Annotated in this window: 18 protein-coding genes and 1 tRNA gene; 2 read left to right on the plus strand and 17 right to left on the minus strand. The window is 62.3% G+C overall.

Features of this window, described 5'->3' with window-relative positions; genetic code table 11:
- On the plus strand, positions 1 to 372 hold a 372-nt coding region (locus AC3A6J_RS21950; RefSeq protein WP_487862114.1), incomplete at its 5' end, for an ATP-binding protein.
- Between the two features lie 316 nt (positions 373 to 688).
- Here AC3A6J_RS21950 and AC3A6J_RS21955 read toward each other — a convergent pair.
- The 17 genes from AC3A6J_RS21955 to petA all read right to left on the minus strand — a co-directional run bounded on the left by AC3A6J_RS21955 (position 689) and on the right by petA (position 15,002).
- Positions 689 to 994, minus strand: a complete 306-nt coding sequence (locus AC3A6J_RS21955; protein WP_487862115.1) for a hypothetical protein — start codon at positions 992 to 994, stop codon at positions 689 to 691.
- A 13-nt stretch (positions 995 to 1,007) separates the two neighbouring features.
- Positions 1,008 to 1,241: a hypothetical protein gene (locus tag AC3A6J_RS21960; RefSeq protein WP_487862116.1), complete on the minus strand. Its 234-nt coding sequence runs from the start codon at positions 1,239 to 1,241 to the stop codon at positions 1,008 to 1,010.
- An 18-nt stretch (positions 1,242 to 1,259) separates the two neighbouring features.
- Positions 1,260 to 1,511 carry a hypothetical protein gene (locus AC3A6J_RS21965; protein WP_487862117.1) on the minus strand — a complete coding sequence of 84 codons (252 nt, stop codon included), beginning with the start codon at positions 1,509 to 1,511 and terminating at the stop codon, positions 1,260 to 1,262.
- Positions 1,512 to 1,531: 20 nt separating this feature from the next.
- A complete protein-coding gene (locus AC3A6J_RS21970; RefSeq protein WP_487862118.1) occupies positions 1,532 to 1,783 on the minus strand; it encodes a hypothetical protein in 252 nt (83 codons plus the stop codon).
- A gap of 16 nt (positions 1,784 to 1,799) precedes the next feature.
- Positions 1,800 to 2,063 (minus strand): hypothetical protein, encoded by a 264-nt coding sequence (locus AC3A6J_RS21975; RefSeq protein WP_487862119.1) that lies wholly within the window; start codon positions 2,061 to 2,063, stop codon positions 1,800 to 1,802.
- A gap of 987 nt (positions 2,064 to 3,050) precedes the next feature.
- Positions 3,051 to 5,393: a DotA/TraY family protein gene (locus tag AC3A6J_RS21980; RefSeq protein WP_487862120.1), complete on the minus strand. Its 2,343-nt coding sequence runs from the start codon at positions 5,391 to 5,393 to the stop codon at positions 3,051 to 3,053.
- On the minus strand, positions 5,390 to 6,397 hold the full coding sequence (locus AC3A6J_RS21985) for a hypothetical protein (RefSeq protein WP_487862121.1): 1,008 nt from the start codon (positions 6,395 to 6,397) through the stop codon (positions 5,390 to 5,392). The genes AC3A6J_RS21980 and AC3A6J_RS21985 overlap by 4 nt, the downstream gene beginning before the upstream one ends.
- A 92-nt stretch (positions 6,398 to 6,489) precedes the next feature.
- Entirely contained in the window at positions 6,490 to 7,155 is a 666-nt protein-coding gene (locus AC3A6J_RS21990; protein WP_487862122.1) for a hypothetical protein, read from the minus strand.
- A 767-nt stretch (positions 7,156 to 7,922) separates the two neighbouring features.
- Positions 7,923 to 8,183, minus strand: a complete 261-nt coding sequence (locus tag AC3A6J_RS21995) for a hypothetical protein (RefSeq protein WP_487862123.1) — start codon at positions 8,181 to 8,183, stop codon at positions 7,923 to 7,925.
- 981 nt (positions 8,184 to 9,164) lie between these two features.
- Positions 9,165 to 9,491, minus strand: a complete 327-nt coding sequence (locus AC3A6J_RS22000; protein WP_487862124.1) for a hypothetical protein — start codon at positions 9,489 to 9,491, stop codon at positions 9,165 to 9,167.
- Positions 9,475 to 9,885, minus strand: a complete 411-nt coding sequence (locus tag AC3A6J_RS22005) for a hypothetical protein (RefSeq protein ID WP_487862125.1) — start codon at positions 9,883 to 9,885, stop codon at positions 9,475 to 9,477. Before AC3A6J_RS22005 ends, AC3A6J_RS22000 begins: the two co-directional genes overlap by 17 nt.
- 790 nt (positions 9,886 to 10,675) lie before the next feature.
- Positions 10,676 to 10,751 (minus strand) — tRNA-Thr (locus AC3A6J_RS22010).
- A gap of 72 nt (positions 10,752 to 10,823) precedes the next feature.
- Positions 10,824 to 11,390, minus strand: coding sequence for a ClpXP protease specificity-enhancing factor (locus AC3A6J_RS22015; protein ID WP_487862126.1), 567 nt, complete (start codon positions 11,388 to 11,390; stop codon positions 10,824 to 10,826).
- Positions 11,391 to 11,423: 33 nt separating this feature from the next.
- On the minus strand, positions 11,424 to 12,035 hold the full coding sequence (locus AC3A6J_RS22020; RefSeq protein ID WP_487862127.1) for a glutathione S-transferase N-terminal domain-containing protein: 612 nt from the start codon (positions 12,033 to 12,035) through the stop codon (positions 11,424 to 11,426).
- Positions 12,036 to 12,130: 95 nt separating this feature from the next.
- Positions 12,131 to 12,904 (minus strand): cytochrome c1, encoded by a 774-nt coding sequence (locus AC3A6J_RS22025; RefSeq protein WP_487862128.1) that lies wholly within the window; start codon positions 12,902 to 12,904, stop codon positions 12,131 to 12,133.
- A 29-nt stretch (positions 12,905 to 12,933) separates the two neighbouring features.
- Positions 12,934 to 14,370, minus strand: coding sequence for a cytochrome b (locus tag AC3A6J_RS22030; RefSeq protein ID WP_487862129.1), 1,437 nt, complete (start codon positions 14,368 to 14,370; stop codon positions 12,934 to 12,936).
- Between the two features lie 14 nt (positions 14,371 to 14,384).
- Positions 14,385 to 15,002, minus strand: a complete 618-nt coding sequence (gene petA / locus AC3A6J_RS22035; protein WP_487862130.1) for a ubiquinol-cytochrome c reductase iron-sulfur subunit — start codon at positions 15,000 to 15,002, stop codon at positions 14,385 to 14,387.
- Positions 15,003 to 15,283: 281 nt separating this feature from the next.
- On the opposite strand from petA, the gene AC3A6J_RS22040 reads away from it, so the two are divergent.
- Positions 15,284 to 15,589: a hypothetical protein gene (locus tag AC3A6J_RS22040; protein WP_487862131.1), complete on the plus strand. Its 306-nt coding sequence runs from the start codon at positions 15,284 to 15,286 to the stop codon at positions 15,587 to 15,589.
- The last annotated feature ends 116 nt before the right edge of the window (positions 15,590 to 15,705 follow it).

Here is a 15,705-nt window from a genome sequence, read left to right on the forward strand (position 1 = left end):
CTCGAGCAGGAGAAGGCCAGCGGCAACCCGGGGCACATCGCGCATCGGCTGATGTACGCCGACATGGTGATCCTCGACGAGCTCGGCTACCTGCCGTTCAGCGCATCAGGCGGGGCGCTGTTGTTCCATCTGCTCTCGAAGCTCTACGAACGCACGAGCGTGGTGATCACGACGAACCTGAGCTTCAGCGAGTGGGCCAGCGTGTTCGGCGATGCGAAGATGACGACGGCGCTGCTGGACCGGCTCACGCACCACTGCCACATCCTGGAGACCGGCAACGACAGCTTCCGGTTCAAGCACAGCTCGGCTCAACCCGCTCAGGCAGACCAACCTAGAAAGAAGGAGAAAACCAAGAACTTATCCACACCGTGAGCCGCCAGGCTCGCAAAGAGGGTGGGTCAATATTGGATGGAAATGCCGGGTCAGGATTGCATGGAACTCAACACCGAGCATTCCGCACGAACGTGACCGGTGATTCCGGGCCCAACGTGACCGATTTCCGGATGGTCCGGAATCACCGGTCACGATGGCGGAATCACCGGTTAACCCCACCGCCGCCGCCGCCGCACGCGGTAAGTGCAAGGGCTGCGACGGCAGATGCGATCGCGCCAGGAATCGTCTTTTTGTTTTTCATGAAAAGAGCTGTCCTAAAAATGTTGTGATCAGGGTTGGTTTGGGGTGAAGCGGCTCAGCGCTTCCCGGGAAGCTCTGGCAATCCCAAGCGCGGCCGCGATGACTGCGCCGCACTGAAGAGAGCGTTGGCCCCGCCGAAAAGCGCCACTGCAACGCTCTCCGCCAGGCGGGACTGCCGCAGCGCCCGCCTCTGCATCTCCGCCTCCTGCGCGCGCCGTCGGCGTGACGCCGACTGCACTTGGGCCTGTTGAAGCTTGAAATCGAGGGCAGCGCATCGGGCATCCATCGCAGCCAGTTCGGCTTCAAACTCAGCAACAGCGGCCAGGTGGGCCAGGTGGGCGGCATTCGGTAGAGGCTTCATGTCTGTGTTCCGTTCAGCGAACGATGGTTGGGCTGTACCCAAGACTCTTGAGGCGGTCAGCCAGGGCCTCCGCAGTGACTGCACCGAAAAGCAGCGTGCCGCCACCCGTGGTGATAAGGCGCATACCTTGAGCGTCCGCGCACAGGAATGCATGCACCGGCCCGCACTGAATGAAGGGGTAACGCGCCTCTGGAAAGATCTCGATTTCGGTCCCCATCGGCAATTGATGAAGGTCGATCTGGTTCATCTCTGTCCTCCAAGGCCTTCAAGTAAAGGCAAGGCCTGTCTGGTTGGCCACGTCTTGGCGGGCGGCCAACCAGCTGTAGATGAGTCCACGGGAGAATCCGTTGGGCGCTGTCCTAACGAGCTCCACCAGTTCGGGCCTCGTCGCCGCCCAGGGACAGGCCGATTGATATGCGCCATACCACTCAAGGTGGTTTTCTTCGAGCCAGGCCCACTCCTCGGTGGTGCCACAGAGTTCATCGATCCCAATCCAGCTCTCTCCGTTGTTGTTCATGTGTTCTCTCCTTCGTGAGTTCAGATATCGCCCGCGTCCCGCAACTCGCGACACACGGCCGGCATGAGCGCGCCCCAGGTGCTGCCGGCGCGTTCGATTGCCTCGGCCATCGAGTAGTCCATCTGGGCCAGCCAGTCGGCTTTGTTGAGGACCAGTGCCACCGCCACCTTCTCGCCTGTGCTCATACAGGCCCATGCACTGCATCCGCCTCGAGCTGCGTCCCTCGCCTTGCCAAGGAAGTGGCGAAATTCGACTTCGTGAGTCGTGTTCATGCCCTCTCCTTCGCAATCAGGCGCGCAGCACCCGCGCGACCCGACCAGTCGGGCCGGTGACGGCGAGGTCGCCGGGCTCAAGGCCGAAGGCCGCCTCGACCGCTGCCTGGTTCCCCCGATCTAGGGAAAAAACAAGCCACCTGAAAACCTCGATGCGTTGTTCACCGGCGAGCTCGAAGCGCTTGTTCGCAGCCCAGTTGGCCAGGCTCGGCTTGTTGGCCACCACCGCGTCCAGCGCGCGCTCGACGAGCGGGTCCAGCTGTTGTTTCGCCTTTGTCATGTCCATTCCTTTCGTGTGCCGCGAATGCGGCGTTGGTCTTCAAGAACACCGGAACCTTGAGCTGAGCCCCTCGTGAATCCGGTCCCGGCTGGGAAAACGATCCGTGCGGTCTCAATCACCGTCTACCTCTCGCCTTCGCCCGGAGTCCGTGGGACCGGCGCGATGGATGCCCGCAAGGGCCCGCCCGGAGGCCGCATGCGCAAGCGAGCGCAGCGAGTGCGAACGGGCGAGGACGGGAGCGAAGCGAACCCTTGCGGGCAGCCATCGAGCGCGCGAAGCGCGCGGCGCCGGTCACACTGACGAAGGAATGGCGAAGGCGTGAGGTAGACGGTGAAGGCCGCGGAGAACAATTCCCAGACGGGACGCCGCGCGGCGAGCGCCCCATGCCGCGCAGCGGCACTGGCTGGCCGGAGGCCTTCGAGCGCAGCGAGCTGCTGCGCAAGCAGCGTGCGTCAGCGATCGAAACCGAAGGCCAAGACGCGAGGCGGCTTGGGGGCGTAGCCCTGAAGAGCGCGGTCGGCCAAGGGCCGAGACGCCCAATGCCATCTCCGCGAATAGCCGTCAGTTGGTAGAAGTCTCGGCTAAAGCTAGCCGTATGCATGCTCCAGCCGCCCCACCGGACGCTGGCCCCGCATGAGATAGCCGACGATTGGTAGAAGTCTCGGCTATCTCTACGCCATCTTTCCCTTACCAAGAAAGTGCGGCGGCCGAAGGCCGCCGCACTGTCGGACTTGGTCGAGACTTCTACCAATCGTCGGCTATCTCCGGTCCATCTTTCCGACATCGAACGAGCAAGCCAATCGGAGGCTGGCGCTCTGCCGAACTTGGTAGAGACTTCTACCAATGGTCGGCTTTCTTTATCCCAACTGCTCGACACCAACCCAGCAAGTCCCGCGAGGGCAAACCCATCGCAGGACTTAGCCGACGGCTGGTAGAAGTCTCGGCTGAACTCAGCCGCCAATTCGACCAAGCGTGAACGTGCCGCCATCACTCCACCGGAGAGAGCGATCCGCCGGCAGTGCCGGCGGGCTTGCTACCGGCCTTCGGCTTCGGTGCGGCCGAAGCCACTGTGAGGCTGTCCTTGCCAAGCCGACCGAACGCCATGAACTGCCCTCGCGTTCCATGCTCTGCGTCACGGCCGAGCTGCGCCCCGATTGCTTTGCCGGCCCAGGCCAAGGCCTGATCGGGCAACAGCACCGAGAGGTTGCTCAGGCTGGTCACCAGCGTGTGCATCAGCATCCAAAAGATCAACAGGAACCCGATCACGGAGAAGATTCCCGTGATCGAGTTACCCTGCACGTTCGACATGACTGAGGGATAGAGCCAGAACAGAAAGCTCCCCATCACCATCATCAGCGCGGCAGCGGCGACGAACCCGAGCAGCATCAGAATCGGCCGAAACAGCATATTGATGATGAAGAGATAGCCCGTTTCTGTCCGCTGCCCCATCCCGTCGCCGTTTGCGTCCAAGTGGACGAACGCCCAGATCGGCCCAGCGGCAATGCCCTCAAAGAAGATCGTGAGGTACTGGACCAGCCCTCCCCACCAGTTCACGAAGGGCACCATCGGCAGCCAGAGGCTCATGACCGCGCCGACGATGAACAACCCGCCGATCAGCATCGGCAGCAACGGTGCGAGCGCCTTGAGCGGCGCCAGCAGCTTGCTCATCGAGCCGCCCGTGGCATTGTCAGCCACCCAGCCGGCACCTCCAGCCAGAGTGGTCGGGTTCTCGATCTCGTTCGCCGCTTCCCCGACATAGGAAGCCACGGTGAACAGCGATTCAGCCGTCAACATGAGGTAGTCGCCCATGTTCTTCATCGCGATGATCGGGTCGATCATGCGCAGCGCGCCGCCCGCAGTCGACGTCGCACCGCCTGCGCCGGCAGTCGACATATCGATCAGGGTCATCGCGAAGCTCTGCCCCAGGGAACAGTTTCCGGTCGGAGAGCTACCGCTCGGTGAAAGTGTCTTGGCGATCATCAGGCACAAGGCCTGCCACGAAGATGCCGATGCCGTCGAGTTCGCGTTCGCCGCGTCGGTGGGCGCCCTGGCCGTCGCGATTTCCAGCGACTGCATGAGCTCGCGAAGCTCCGAGTTCATGGAGCCCTCGGGGGCCTGAATCGGAATGGACGCAAAGCTGACCGACTGCGCCGCCTGGGCCACCGCCGCGTTGACTTCGGCGAGCGTGGCGTACCAAGCGCCCGCCCCGAACCATCCGTACTTCTTCATCGACTCGATGGCCGACGACGAGAGCGCTTGGGCCCCGGCCGTCGCAGCGCCCTCGGTCGGCTGTAGCGCCTGGTAGTAAGTGGTCGCGAGCCCTGCGAGTTTGAGCACAGGCACCGAGGGCCGCTGCCCACCTGTCGTCTGGTAGACCTTGTAGCTCAGAAACCAGTCGTCCGCGAGCTGCGCGAGGCCGTTGACGTACTGCGCGAAATTGCCGGTCGCGCGGGATTGCACGCCTTCCGCGATCGCCCTGTAGTTCACCGAGGCAACGCGATAGCCGCCGACCGAGCTGCTCTCCCGCCCGCCCTGCACTGCGTTCGCAGTGACCTTCAGGCCCCCGCAGTAGGCGGGCGCGTCCGGCTTGCCGTATTGCACACCAGTGATGCCCGTCGGCGAGGTCGCCGTGATCGTCTCCGCGGTCATGTCCACACCCAGGGCTTCCCGCTGCTGTCGTGCGTAGTTGTTCTGCGCGTTCATGCAGACACGCGCACGGAACAGCGTGAATGCGGCCTCCTCCAGTGACGCCGCGCCCTGCGCCTTGGGTGACACGAACGATGGCGCCACGAGCGTCGTCATGTTGTTCGTGCCGTTCACCATCGCGTCGAAGCCTAAATTGGCCACACCAATTCCCAGCGTCGTCGCGAACACCAGGACTGCTTGGGAGAGCGAGAACCCGCCGAACGCCGGGATCAAGCTGGCCACGCCAGTGACCATCCGAATCGGCAGCCAAACTTGCGAGAGCTTCTTGCCCATCAGTTGCCCTTCGTGGGCGGTTTGGACGATCGCCACTCCGATGCCGTACGTCGCCCAGATGGTGCCGGCCACCAGGATGAACGTGTTGAAGACCAGGAACATCGATCCCAGGAGCGTCGATGCTGACCCGAGCGCCGCGAACGGGTTCGTGAAGAATGTGCCCAGCAACGCCGTGAACGCCTGCGTGGACATATCTGTAGATTTCGTTGCGTCGAGGTACGGCTGGGTCAGCTGGGCCGTCCCGCCGGTCTGGGCCTCGGCAAGCCCGGCGCCCAGCAGCAACAACAGCCAAACGGCGACGCGCTGCGCAATGGCGATTGCCCAGAGCACAACTCCTGCGAGACCGGTCACCGCAGCTGCTCCAGCAGCCCGTCATCGTCCAGATCGAGATCTTGCTCCGGCCACATCTCACGTTCGATGGCTCGGCGCTCGTCAGCCCAAGACGCGAGCTGGTCCTCGCGATCGAGCCGCGCTTGTTTCAGAGCAGCCCGGTGTTCTTGGATCAGCTTGGCTCGAGCGTCCGGATCTGTCGGCTGTGGACCTTCGGGCTCGTCCGATGGGGGATGCCGAAGTTCATCGACGATTTGGGCATGTGCTGCGCGAATCTTGCGATCCAAAATCAGCCAGGTTTGACGCAATTCCTCGGCTCGCGCGGGATCCTTGATGTCAAGTTCGCTCGCTTCTCGCGCGGCCTCGGCGGCACTGGCTTCTTCGCTATCCAGCTGTGCCTGGTCAGCTGCGGCGCGATCGACACCGGCTGCGGCGTTGCTTACCTCCGCAATCGCCGCACTGGAACCCTGCTGTGCGGCGGCCATGGCAGCGAATTCGCGACGCTGCCGGGCGCGGTCGCGGGCTCTATCGAGCTCCAGCGCACGAACTCCGGCGTCGATTGCGCGGCCAGCTGCGTCGTCAGCTTGGTCGAGGCTCGTCAGATCAAATCCACGCGCCGCGGCCACAGCACGAAGCTTTGCAAGTTCTGCTCGCGTGGCAGCGAGCTCCGCGCGCAACTCGGCAATCATTTTGTCTCTCGGATCGACCTGCTCGAGGTCCGCGGGCGACGGCTGTGCGACAGAGACAACGTTGAAAATGCGCTTAATCAGATTGCGGAGCCACTCGATCACACGCCCGAAGAAGCCGTGATCGACGGCGGGCGCCGATGTTGTGCCAGCGGTCCGTTCTTGGTGGCGCTCTAGTTCAATGCCGGCGCTTTCACCTGCGGCGACGCCTGCCGCGGCTGCGGCCGTCGCGGTCTTTTTCGAGTGGAGCGCCGACAGCTCGCGCAACGACGGCCGCGTCAGGGGCGGTGAGGCGGTGAGCGGTGACAGAGGTGCCGAGTTGAAGGGCGTGATGGCCACGGTGTTTTCCTTCGGTAGTTGAGGGGGGGATGAGGCTTGGGCTTGCCTGGCGCGTCGAATCGCTTGGGCCAGGTATTCGTCAAGTTCGGTCGTCATCTGGCCGCGCTGTTGGGCGCCGCCGCGTCGCTGACGGGGCGACAAATCCTCCGCCCCGCTGCGCTCGCGCAGAACTCTGCTGTCAGCCGGCGCGTCTGGGCCGTCACCTGATCGCGTTCGGCGCGCGCCGCGGCGACTTCGCTGCTTGCCCACCACCATGTCGCCCCAGCTGCGGCAAAGGTCAGCAGCAGCAGCGCCAGGAACGGCAGCGCCAATGCGATCAGAAGCACGCGGCGAGCTGCCCGAAGATCGGCCGTCCAAGAGGCCTGGGCCGACGAGATCGCGATCCCCAAGCAGCGCTGGTGAGTCGCCATGTCGGTCGTCATTCGAATCGAGACCGCTTCGAGGTCCGCCAAGAGCTGGCGCGCCCGGTTGCGTGCGCTGTGCAGGTCTGCCTTCATGCGGTCCAGGTCGGCGTGAGACAGGTCGACGCCCTCGATCGCTGGCGCCATGGCCGTCGACTGCAATGACGGCAGCGGAGCCACCGTATCTCGCTCGGTTGTATGCCGCGCGTTTTTCAACGAGCTCCCTGAGCTCTTCAGCGCAACGCTCGGCTGCTGCGGGATCGCGTTTGCCGCCTCGCCAGCCGGGGCCGCGCTCGGCCAGTCCATTTGGTCCAGATAGTCGAGCGAGAATTCGCTCGGGAGCAAGTTCGCGCTCATACACGAGCCCTCTCAACCGCAAAGCGCGCTCTCGCTCGGGCAGCTTCACGGACACGTAGTCCGCGCCTTCTCGAGTCACCGTGCCCAATCCGGCCAACGATGTCACCACGTCGGCTCTGGTTTTGACTTGGCCAGCTTGGATCCCGCGCACCAACCAGTCGGTAATCTGAGTTTCGGGACGTCGGCCGAGTTGCAGGCCTGCGCGGATCAGGGCGGCATCTTCGAATACTGCTGGCCTTGTTGGACGTACCAGCCGTGCACGAGAGGGATCTGAAGGTGAGGCCCATCCTCTGGTCGCATTGGCGATATCCTGGGCAAGCGTATACGCTCGTTCTGCGGTCTTCGAGGGTGGTGAAATATTGAGGCTGCGACCGGATCGCAGCTCGACGCGAGGTGTGAGCACATGCAAATCCTGCCCCCGTGTGGACGATTCGTGGAGCACCGCAAAATACGTGTACTGGTCGCGTTCCAATCCGGAAAAGGCCACGTGCTCCCAGCGCTGAATTTCGGCTCTGATCTCGGAAATCGTTGGTGCCTCTTCGTCCGCCCAACTCATGACGAAGCTCTTGTACTTGTGCTTGTGAGGAGAATTGATCGCTATCGCGATGAACTCCTCCGCACTGCCTGCAAGGACCCGCACGCCATGCCGTAGTTGGCCATTGCGTTCCCGCTTGCTGAGCAGATAGGCGACGGCTTTCCGTGGATCTCCGGTCGAGTGTTTTAGAAATTTCCAAAGCACGGTTCATTCCGTTTACTTTCGCTCTCGTTCAATTGGGAAGCAGTTGATGAGCAGCGGCTTGAATCTGCCGCAGTTGCTCAAGCACTTGGACCAAGTGAATCGGCTCGCCCCGCGCCAAGGACGAATTGCAGGCACGAGCGAGTTGATTGAGATTCGAGGTGAGATTGCTGACCAACCACAAAAGCCGCATATCCGCGGCCTGTGCTGGCCGGCGGCGTGCGCCACGCCCGGTGCTGGCACCAGGAACGCCCGCCGCGCTGGCGACCGCTTCGCGGAGCCAGTCGCTCACGCCCAAGCCCGCGCTGGCTGCGGCTCCCCGCCACGCGTGTGCGTCGTCTGCGGGCAGCCGCACAGTGAGGCGTGCCTCGAAGGGACCGCCGGGCTTCGGGGGGCGGCCTCTCACAAGCGAGCTCCGAAACAGGACGTGAGTACCGGCGCCAGCGTGCACAGCGTACGGGAAGGGGGTTTCAGGGGGGTCCCCCTGACCAGCCCCGAGACAGGCGAAAAGACCCGCGCAGCGGGTTCTTTTTGTCTGACTCGGGTGGGCTGGCTGATTGCTTGAAACATGCTTTCATCGTGCCGATCGACCCGAAAACATGTGCCACAACTTCCAGCAGCTGCCACGCAAAACCGGCGCCAAAGCCTGGACGCCATCTGCTGGAAACAGCAGGTCGCGACCCGTAGAAAACAACTCTGCTGAAAACAGCGGGTCGCGCTCAGGTGATGTGCTGTTCACCTCCCCCCACGACCCGCAGGAAAGAACAGTGCTGATATTTGCAAGTCGCGCGCGCGTGGCGCGCCAGTCGATTTCTCCCAGCAAACTGCCGAGGCATCAGTTCACAACCCGCTGAAAACAACAGCGCTGAAAACAGCAGATCGCACGCGTGTTACGGTTTATTAAACCCGGGTATTAATGAAGGCAACTGCAGCGCCAGTATTCCGCCCGCCGGGGACATGCCGCTGGCCTCCAGCCAGCTTGGACAACCCCTTGGGTTGCCCACATGCCCCCCGCTCCCCGCACGCTTGCCTCCGGCCTGACGCGCTGCCCACCGGCCGCAGGCCCGTGGACAGCTTGCCCGGGGCGGTGGCCCGCCCCGCCCCTGCGGGCTGAAGCCCGGGGGCCCCACCCTCGGACCGAAAAAATAAAACACCAAACCCCGCCCTTTGCAAAGCGGTTTTTTGGTGTTTTCTTCCGGAGCGCCTTACGGCGCCTTCGTTTGGGGCATCTCAAAATCGAAATTGCTCCAAATGCAACGGTTCTTGCAAAAATTTAATTTTGCAATTTGTTCAATTTGAAATCAAGATAATGAATTCGCCTCCCTTCAACAAACTGAAATCCCGCATCCAAGAGATTAAGGTTTTGTAGCTCATCTTTGATGTTTTCCCACGTCTGCCTCTTTATTCCCACTTCGTCAAATATTTTCCCAACCGTGATTGACTCATGATGAGTTTGTGCGGCCCAAATCAACAATAACCTTGCGGGAATACTCAACTCTTCTCTAAAAACAAGCGCGACAATTTGATCCAGTCCGCCCGAGGGGAGTCGCACAGATGATTTATTTCGCGGGCGGGCTGCTGGTTCATGTGGCGCTTCCATGAGCACCATTCGATAGAGTAGACGCCGGCGCGCCGTCCAAAGCAGCCAGCTTGATAAGGACGTCCCGGGCTGGTATCCAGCCCGGGTTCCGTCTCTTTTTTTCCTTGAGCAAATGCTCACTCAGCAATGCTCGACCACGCGCGTCCAAGAAATTGTCGGCGGCCTTCACATCGACCCATAGCCCAGCGTTGATACCTCCGTCCTCGCTTGATCGCCGGCTCATGAACGAGGCGTAACGTGTGCGCCAATTTGCCGTGACCGTTCTGTCGCTGAACGGAAGCCACTCGTGGCAAGCTGAGTAAAGGACGAACGGTGGCAGATCTCCAAGATCCACCGGGTGAAAACGCAGAACTGCCGATGGAATGGTGATGGCAAGCGCGAGGCGGTCCGTCATGCCGCACCGCCTTCCTGCTCCCTTTTGGCTTCCTGGGCGGCAGCACGCTCTCGGCGCGCCTGCTCAACCTTCGTTGGCCTGCCCCGGCGCTTGGCAGAAGTCAGTGCGGTCCTTGTCATTGGCTCCTGGCGCGAATGCAGCCACTCGATGACACTGGACTCGAGCCAGAAAGCTCGCTTGCTGCCCAGGTGAAGGCGCGGCGGAAGCCTCCCCGGTGCCCGAGAGAGGTCGTTTCGAATGCTTGCCGGATGCTTTCTCAGGATGACCGCAAGATCATCGACGGTTAGGAGGCGGGGAATGCCGGCAGCGGCACCGTCCCCCCAGACTTGCGTTTGGGACATGTGAGTAATCTCAAAACAGGGAACCGTCATCGCCATGCGATGCGGCTCGATCCAGCTGTTTCTCGATCAGCTCGTACCCGACACGCCTTCTGTAGTCCCGTCCTTTGTCTAGACGGGTGGCCCATACGCGCATCTCACTCGATGCTGCGTGCGCCGTGTTCGGCGCTGCGTGTGTGACGTTGCCTCCAAGGATGCCGTATGCCTTGGGATGCTCACGAGACGGACCAGCTACGCCAGCCCAACTTGAAACTCTACATCACTCCAACGTCATCCGCTCAAACCGTCATCCACTTACTGTCCCAGCGTGTCTGCAAAAAGACACGCTCCTGCCCTCGGCAGAGTCTAATTCTGGGACATCCTTGGGACATCGAATGTCCCAGACTTGAGTTGACGGTACGTTATGCACAGGTGTGCAATGTGACGTAACGTGTTGATTTCATTAAAAATTTTGGTGCCGCTTGTCGGAATCGAACTGACGACCTTCCGCTTACAAGGCGGGTGCTCTACCAATTGAGCTAAAGCGGCATGATTGCTGAGTGGCTGAATTCTACCGAAGGCTTGCGGAGCGTTGCATTCGCCCCCGGCCTGGCTTCTTTTCTATTTGATTCGCTTGAGCGAAGGGCGGTTGCCGCCGCCGGTCGGAGGGCGCGGCGGCTCGTCGGGGGCGTTCTCGTCGACGCCCGATGCGTCACTCGAGTCTTCGCCGGACACCAAGTGGACGATATTGTTGGCATCGCCCTCGGTGCCCCGGGACGCATCTCGCAGCGGCATGCGCGCTGGCGCCGAGGCCGTTGGCAATACCGGCTCTGCGCCCGCTTGGCCGTCTTGCGTGCCGAGGGGCACGGCGGGCGGGAAAGCCATGCCCTGCCCGTTCTCGCGTGCATAGATGGCGATCACGCGGCCCACCGGCACGACGATCTCGCGTGCCGAGCCCGCGAAACGCGCCTTGAACTCGATGAACTCGTTGCCCAGCTTGAGAGAGCTGGTCGCGTCGAAGCTCACATTGAGCACGATCTCGCCGTTCTTCACGTACTCGCGCGGCACCTGCACGGTGTCATCCACCTGCACAGCGACATAGGGCGTGAACCCGTTGTCGGTGCACCATTCATAGAGCGCCCGAATCAGGTACGGGCGGGTGGAGGACGACTCGAGCGCGTTGATCATGAAATTTCTACTACCGTGCCCCGTGGGAGAACCTTACTTCCGCATGACCTTTTCGGACGGCGTGAGCGCCTCGATGTAGGCCGGACGCGAGAAGATCCGCTCGGCATACTTCAAGAGCGGCGCCGCATTCTTGCTCAGGTCGATGCCGTAGTAGTCGAGGCGCCAGAGCAGCGGCGCGATCGCGACGTCGAGCATCGAGAAGTTGTCGCCCAGCATGTACTTGTTCTTGAGGAACACGGGCGCGAGCTGCGTGAGGCGGTCGCGGATGTGCGCGCGCGCCTTCTCGAGGGCTTTCTCGTTGCCCTTGGCGGTGCGGTTCTCGAGCGCGGCCACATGCACGAACAGTTCCTTCTCGAAATTGAGCAGAAACAGCCGCACGCGGGCGCGGTCCACCGGGTCGCCGGGCATCAGCTGCGGATGCGGGAAGCGCTCGTCGATGTACTCGTTGATGATGTTCGACTCATACAGGATCAGGTCGCGCTCGACCAGGATCGGCACCTGGCCGTACGGGTTCATCACGCCGATGTCTTCGGGCTTGTTGTAGAGGTCGACGTCGCGGATCTCGAAGTCCATGCCCTTTTCGAACAACACGAACCGGCAGCGGTGGGAAAAGGGGCAGGTCGTTCCTGAATACAAGACCATCATGGCGAGAGACTCCTAAAAATCAAAAAGAGTGGGTCGCGTTCGCAACCCACTCTGTGGGACCGGACGCGCGCGGCGCCCGGTCGGCGTGGACGGAACTACTTGACGTCTTTCCAGTACGAGGCGTTCAGTCGCCACACGAAGACCAACGACATGACGAGGAACAGCAGGACCCACACGCCGATGCGGATGCGGGTGTTCTGCGCCGGCTCGGCCATCCATTGGAGGTAGCCCACGAGGTCGCCCACCGCATTGTCGAACTGCAGCGGGGTCATGGTGCCGGGCGTGACCTGCTCCCAGCCCTTGAAGACTTCGGTCTCGTGGCCGTGCGACACCACCTTGGTGTAGACCGGACGGCGCTCGCCCTGCAGTTCCCACAGCGGGTTGGGCATTGCGACGCTCGGGAACGCCAGGTTGTTCCAGCCCGTGGCCTTGGTGTCGTCGCGGTAGTAGGTGCGCAGGTAGGTGTACAGGTAGTCGGCGCCGGTGCCGCCATGGCCGGCCCGCGAGCGGGCCACGAGCGTCAGGTCGGGCGGCGTGGTGCCGAACCAATCCTTGGCCTGGCGCGGATCGAAGTTGGCCTTCATCGTCTCGCCGACCTTCTCGGTCGTGAACAGAAGGTTGTCCTTGATCTGCTGCTCGCTGATGCCGATGTCCTGCAGGCGGTTGTAGCGCATGAAGGCGGCCGAGTGGCAATTGAGGCAGTAGTTGACGAACAGCTTGGCGCCGTTCTGCAGCGAAGCGACGTCGGTGGTCTTGTTGGGCGCCTTGTCCCAGGCGATGCCGCCTTCGGCAGCCGACGCGGTCGCGGAAAAGGTCAGGCCCAATGCCAGACCCATAACCGCGATCCAGCCAGAAATGCATTTCTTCATCGTGTTTCTCTCGAGCTCTCTTGGGCTTCTCAATGGGCGGCGAAGGTCACGCGGTCGGGCACGGGCTTGAACTCGCCCTTGCTGCTCCACCAGGGCATGAGCAGGAAGAAACCGAAGTAGAACAGCGTGCCGATCTGCGAGATGGTCTGCGCGATATCGAGCGCGAACGAACCGATGACCAGGTTGCCCCAGACGCCTGGTGCCTGGATGCCCAGGTAGCCCAGGATCAGGAAGAAGAACACGAAGACGGCGTACACGTACTTGTGCCAGCTCGGACGGTAGCGGATCGACTTGACCTCGCTCTTGTCGAGCCAGGGCAGGAAGAACAGGATGATGACCGAGCCGCCCATCACGACCACGCCCCAGAACTTGGCGTCGAAGGCCTTGAGCAGGAAGATCACCACGGCTGCCACGACGGCAACCGCGATCTTCAGGGCCATGCCCGACCTGCCCTTGACGAAATTCAGGATCGCGGCCGCGCCGATGATCAGCGCGAACACGTTGACCATGTCGTCGGTGGTCGCACGCAGCATCGAATAGAACGGCGTGAAGTACCAGACCGGCGCGATGTGGTTCGGCGTCTTGAGCGAATCGGCCGGGATGAAGTTGTTGTACTCGAGGAAGTACCCACCGGCTTCCGGCGCGAAGAAAACCACGGCCGAGAAGATCGTGAGGAACACCACCACGCCGAAGATGTCGTGCACCGTGTAATACGGGTGCGACGGGATGCCGTCGAGCGGATGACCATCAGGTCCGCGCGTGGCCTTGATCTCGATGCCGTCGGGGTTGTTGGAACCCACTTCGTGCAGCGCGATCAGGTGGGCCACAACGAGGCCGAGCAGCACCAGCGGCACCGCGATCACGTGGAAGCTGAAGAAGCGGTTCAGCGTGGCATCGCTCACCACGTAGTCGCCGCGGATCAGGAGCGCCAGGTCAGGGCCGATGAACGGAATGGCCGCGAACAGGTTCACGATCACCTGGGCGCCCCAGTACGACATCTGGCCCCAGGGCAACAGGTAGCCCATGAAGGCTTCGGCCATGAGGCACAGGAAGATCGCACAGCCGAACACCCAGATCAGCTCGCGCGGCTTGCGGTAGCTGCCGTACATGAGGCCGCGGAACATGTGCAGGTACACCACGACGAAGAACGCCGAGGCGCCCGTGGAGTGGATGTAGCGGATCAGCCAGCCCCAGGGGACGTCGCGCATGATGTACTCGACCGAGGCGAAGGCGAGGTTCGCGTCGGGCTTGTAGTGCATCACGAGGAAGATGCCGGTCACGATCTGAATGACGAGCACCAGCATCGCGAGCGAGCCGAAGATGTACCAGAAGTTGAAGTTCTTCGGTGCGTAGTACTTGCCCCACTGGTCGTTCCAGAGCTTGGTCAGCGGGAACCGGTTGTCGACCCAGTTGAGGAGCTTCTCGCCCGCGGGCGCGTTGGGGGAGATTTCGCGGAATTCAGCCATGTTCTTCTTCTGCCTCAGGCCTTCTTGGAGTCTTCACCGATCAGGAGCTTGGTGTCCGACAGGTACATGTGCGGCGGCACAGGCAGGTTGTCGGGTGCGGGCTTGTTCTTGAAGACACGGCCGGCGAGATCGAAGGTCGAACCATGGCAGGGGCACAGGAAGCCACCCTCCCAATCGTTCGGCAGCGATGGCTGCGGACCGGCCTGAAGGCGGTCGACGGGCGAGCATCCGAGGTGGGTGCAGATGCCCACCACCACCAGCACATCGGGCTTGATCGAACGGTGTTCGTTCTGCGCGTAAGCCGGGGTGAACTCGTCGGGGTAGCGCTTGGACTGCGGGTCCGCCAGCTGGCCATCGAGCTTGGGCAGCTCGGCCAATTGCTCAGGCGAACGCTTGAGGATCCAGACGGGCTTGCCGCGCCACTCGACGGTGATCTTCTCGCCGACCTGGAGGCCGCCGATGTCGACCTCGATGGCGGCGCCCGCGGCCTTGGCCTTCTCGGAGGGCTGGAATGTGCTTACAAAGGGAATCGCGGTTGCCACGCCTCCCGCTACGCCGGCACAGCTGGATGCGATCAACCACGTCCGCTTGCTTGTGTCGATCCGGGGGGAGCCGGAGGTCATGTCACTCATGGGGATCCTCTAAGTCTTCTTCGCTGGAGCAGGGTCAACCCGCGATTGTAGCGGGCTGTGGAGCGCATATTCAACGGTCACGGGCGCGCAGGCCCCAACCCATGCATGCAGGTCATGCAGAAGGCTCAATTAAGAACAATGAATTAGCCATTTATTTCAAAGACATTTCGACACAGCCATTTGCACCCGCAAACGCCATAAAAGGTAAATTAGTTGCGGCACACTTCGCCAGCTGATAGTCTTCTCTCAACTGTTAATTGCTATAGAGAGGATATATCGCCATGAGAATTAAGCCATTGGTTTCCGCGGCCGCTGTCGCCGTTCTGGGCCTCTCCTCGGCGTTTGCCCAGACGCAGACCCCGCCGCCGGCACCCGCTTCGGTCGCGACGCCGGCACCTCAGCCGGGGGGCGGCTCGGGCGCCTCCAGCTCGGCCTTCGGCCAGCTCACAGCGGCCCAAGCCGGCGGCGTGGCCGCCAGCGTCGGCCTCGCAGCGGCCGTTGCCAGCGGCAATGGTGGCAACAGCGGTGGCGGCAGCGGTACGGGTGGTACCGGCGGCACCGGCACGGGCACGACCGGCACCAACTGAACGTGCCGGCCCTCCCTGCGGGAGGGCGCTCGCCAAAGGTCCCGTCCGCCGGCTTCGCCGTGCGGTCGGTCGAATGCTGTCTTCTGGCAGCATTTCTTTTGGGCATTGGCGGCTGC

It is taken from the genome of Variovorax sp. Soil_C_39 (assembly GCF_057656815.1).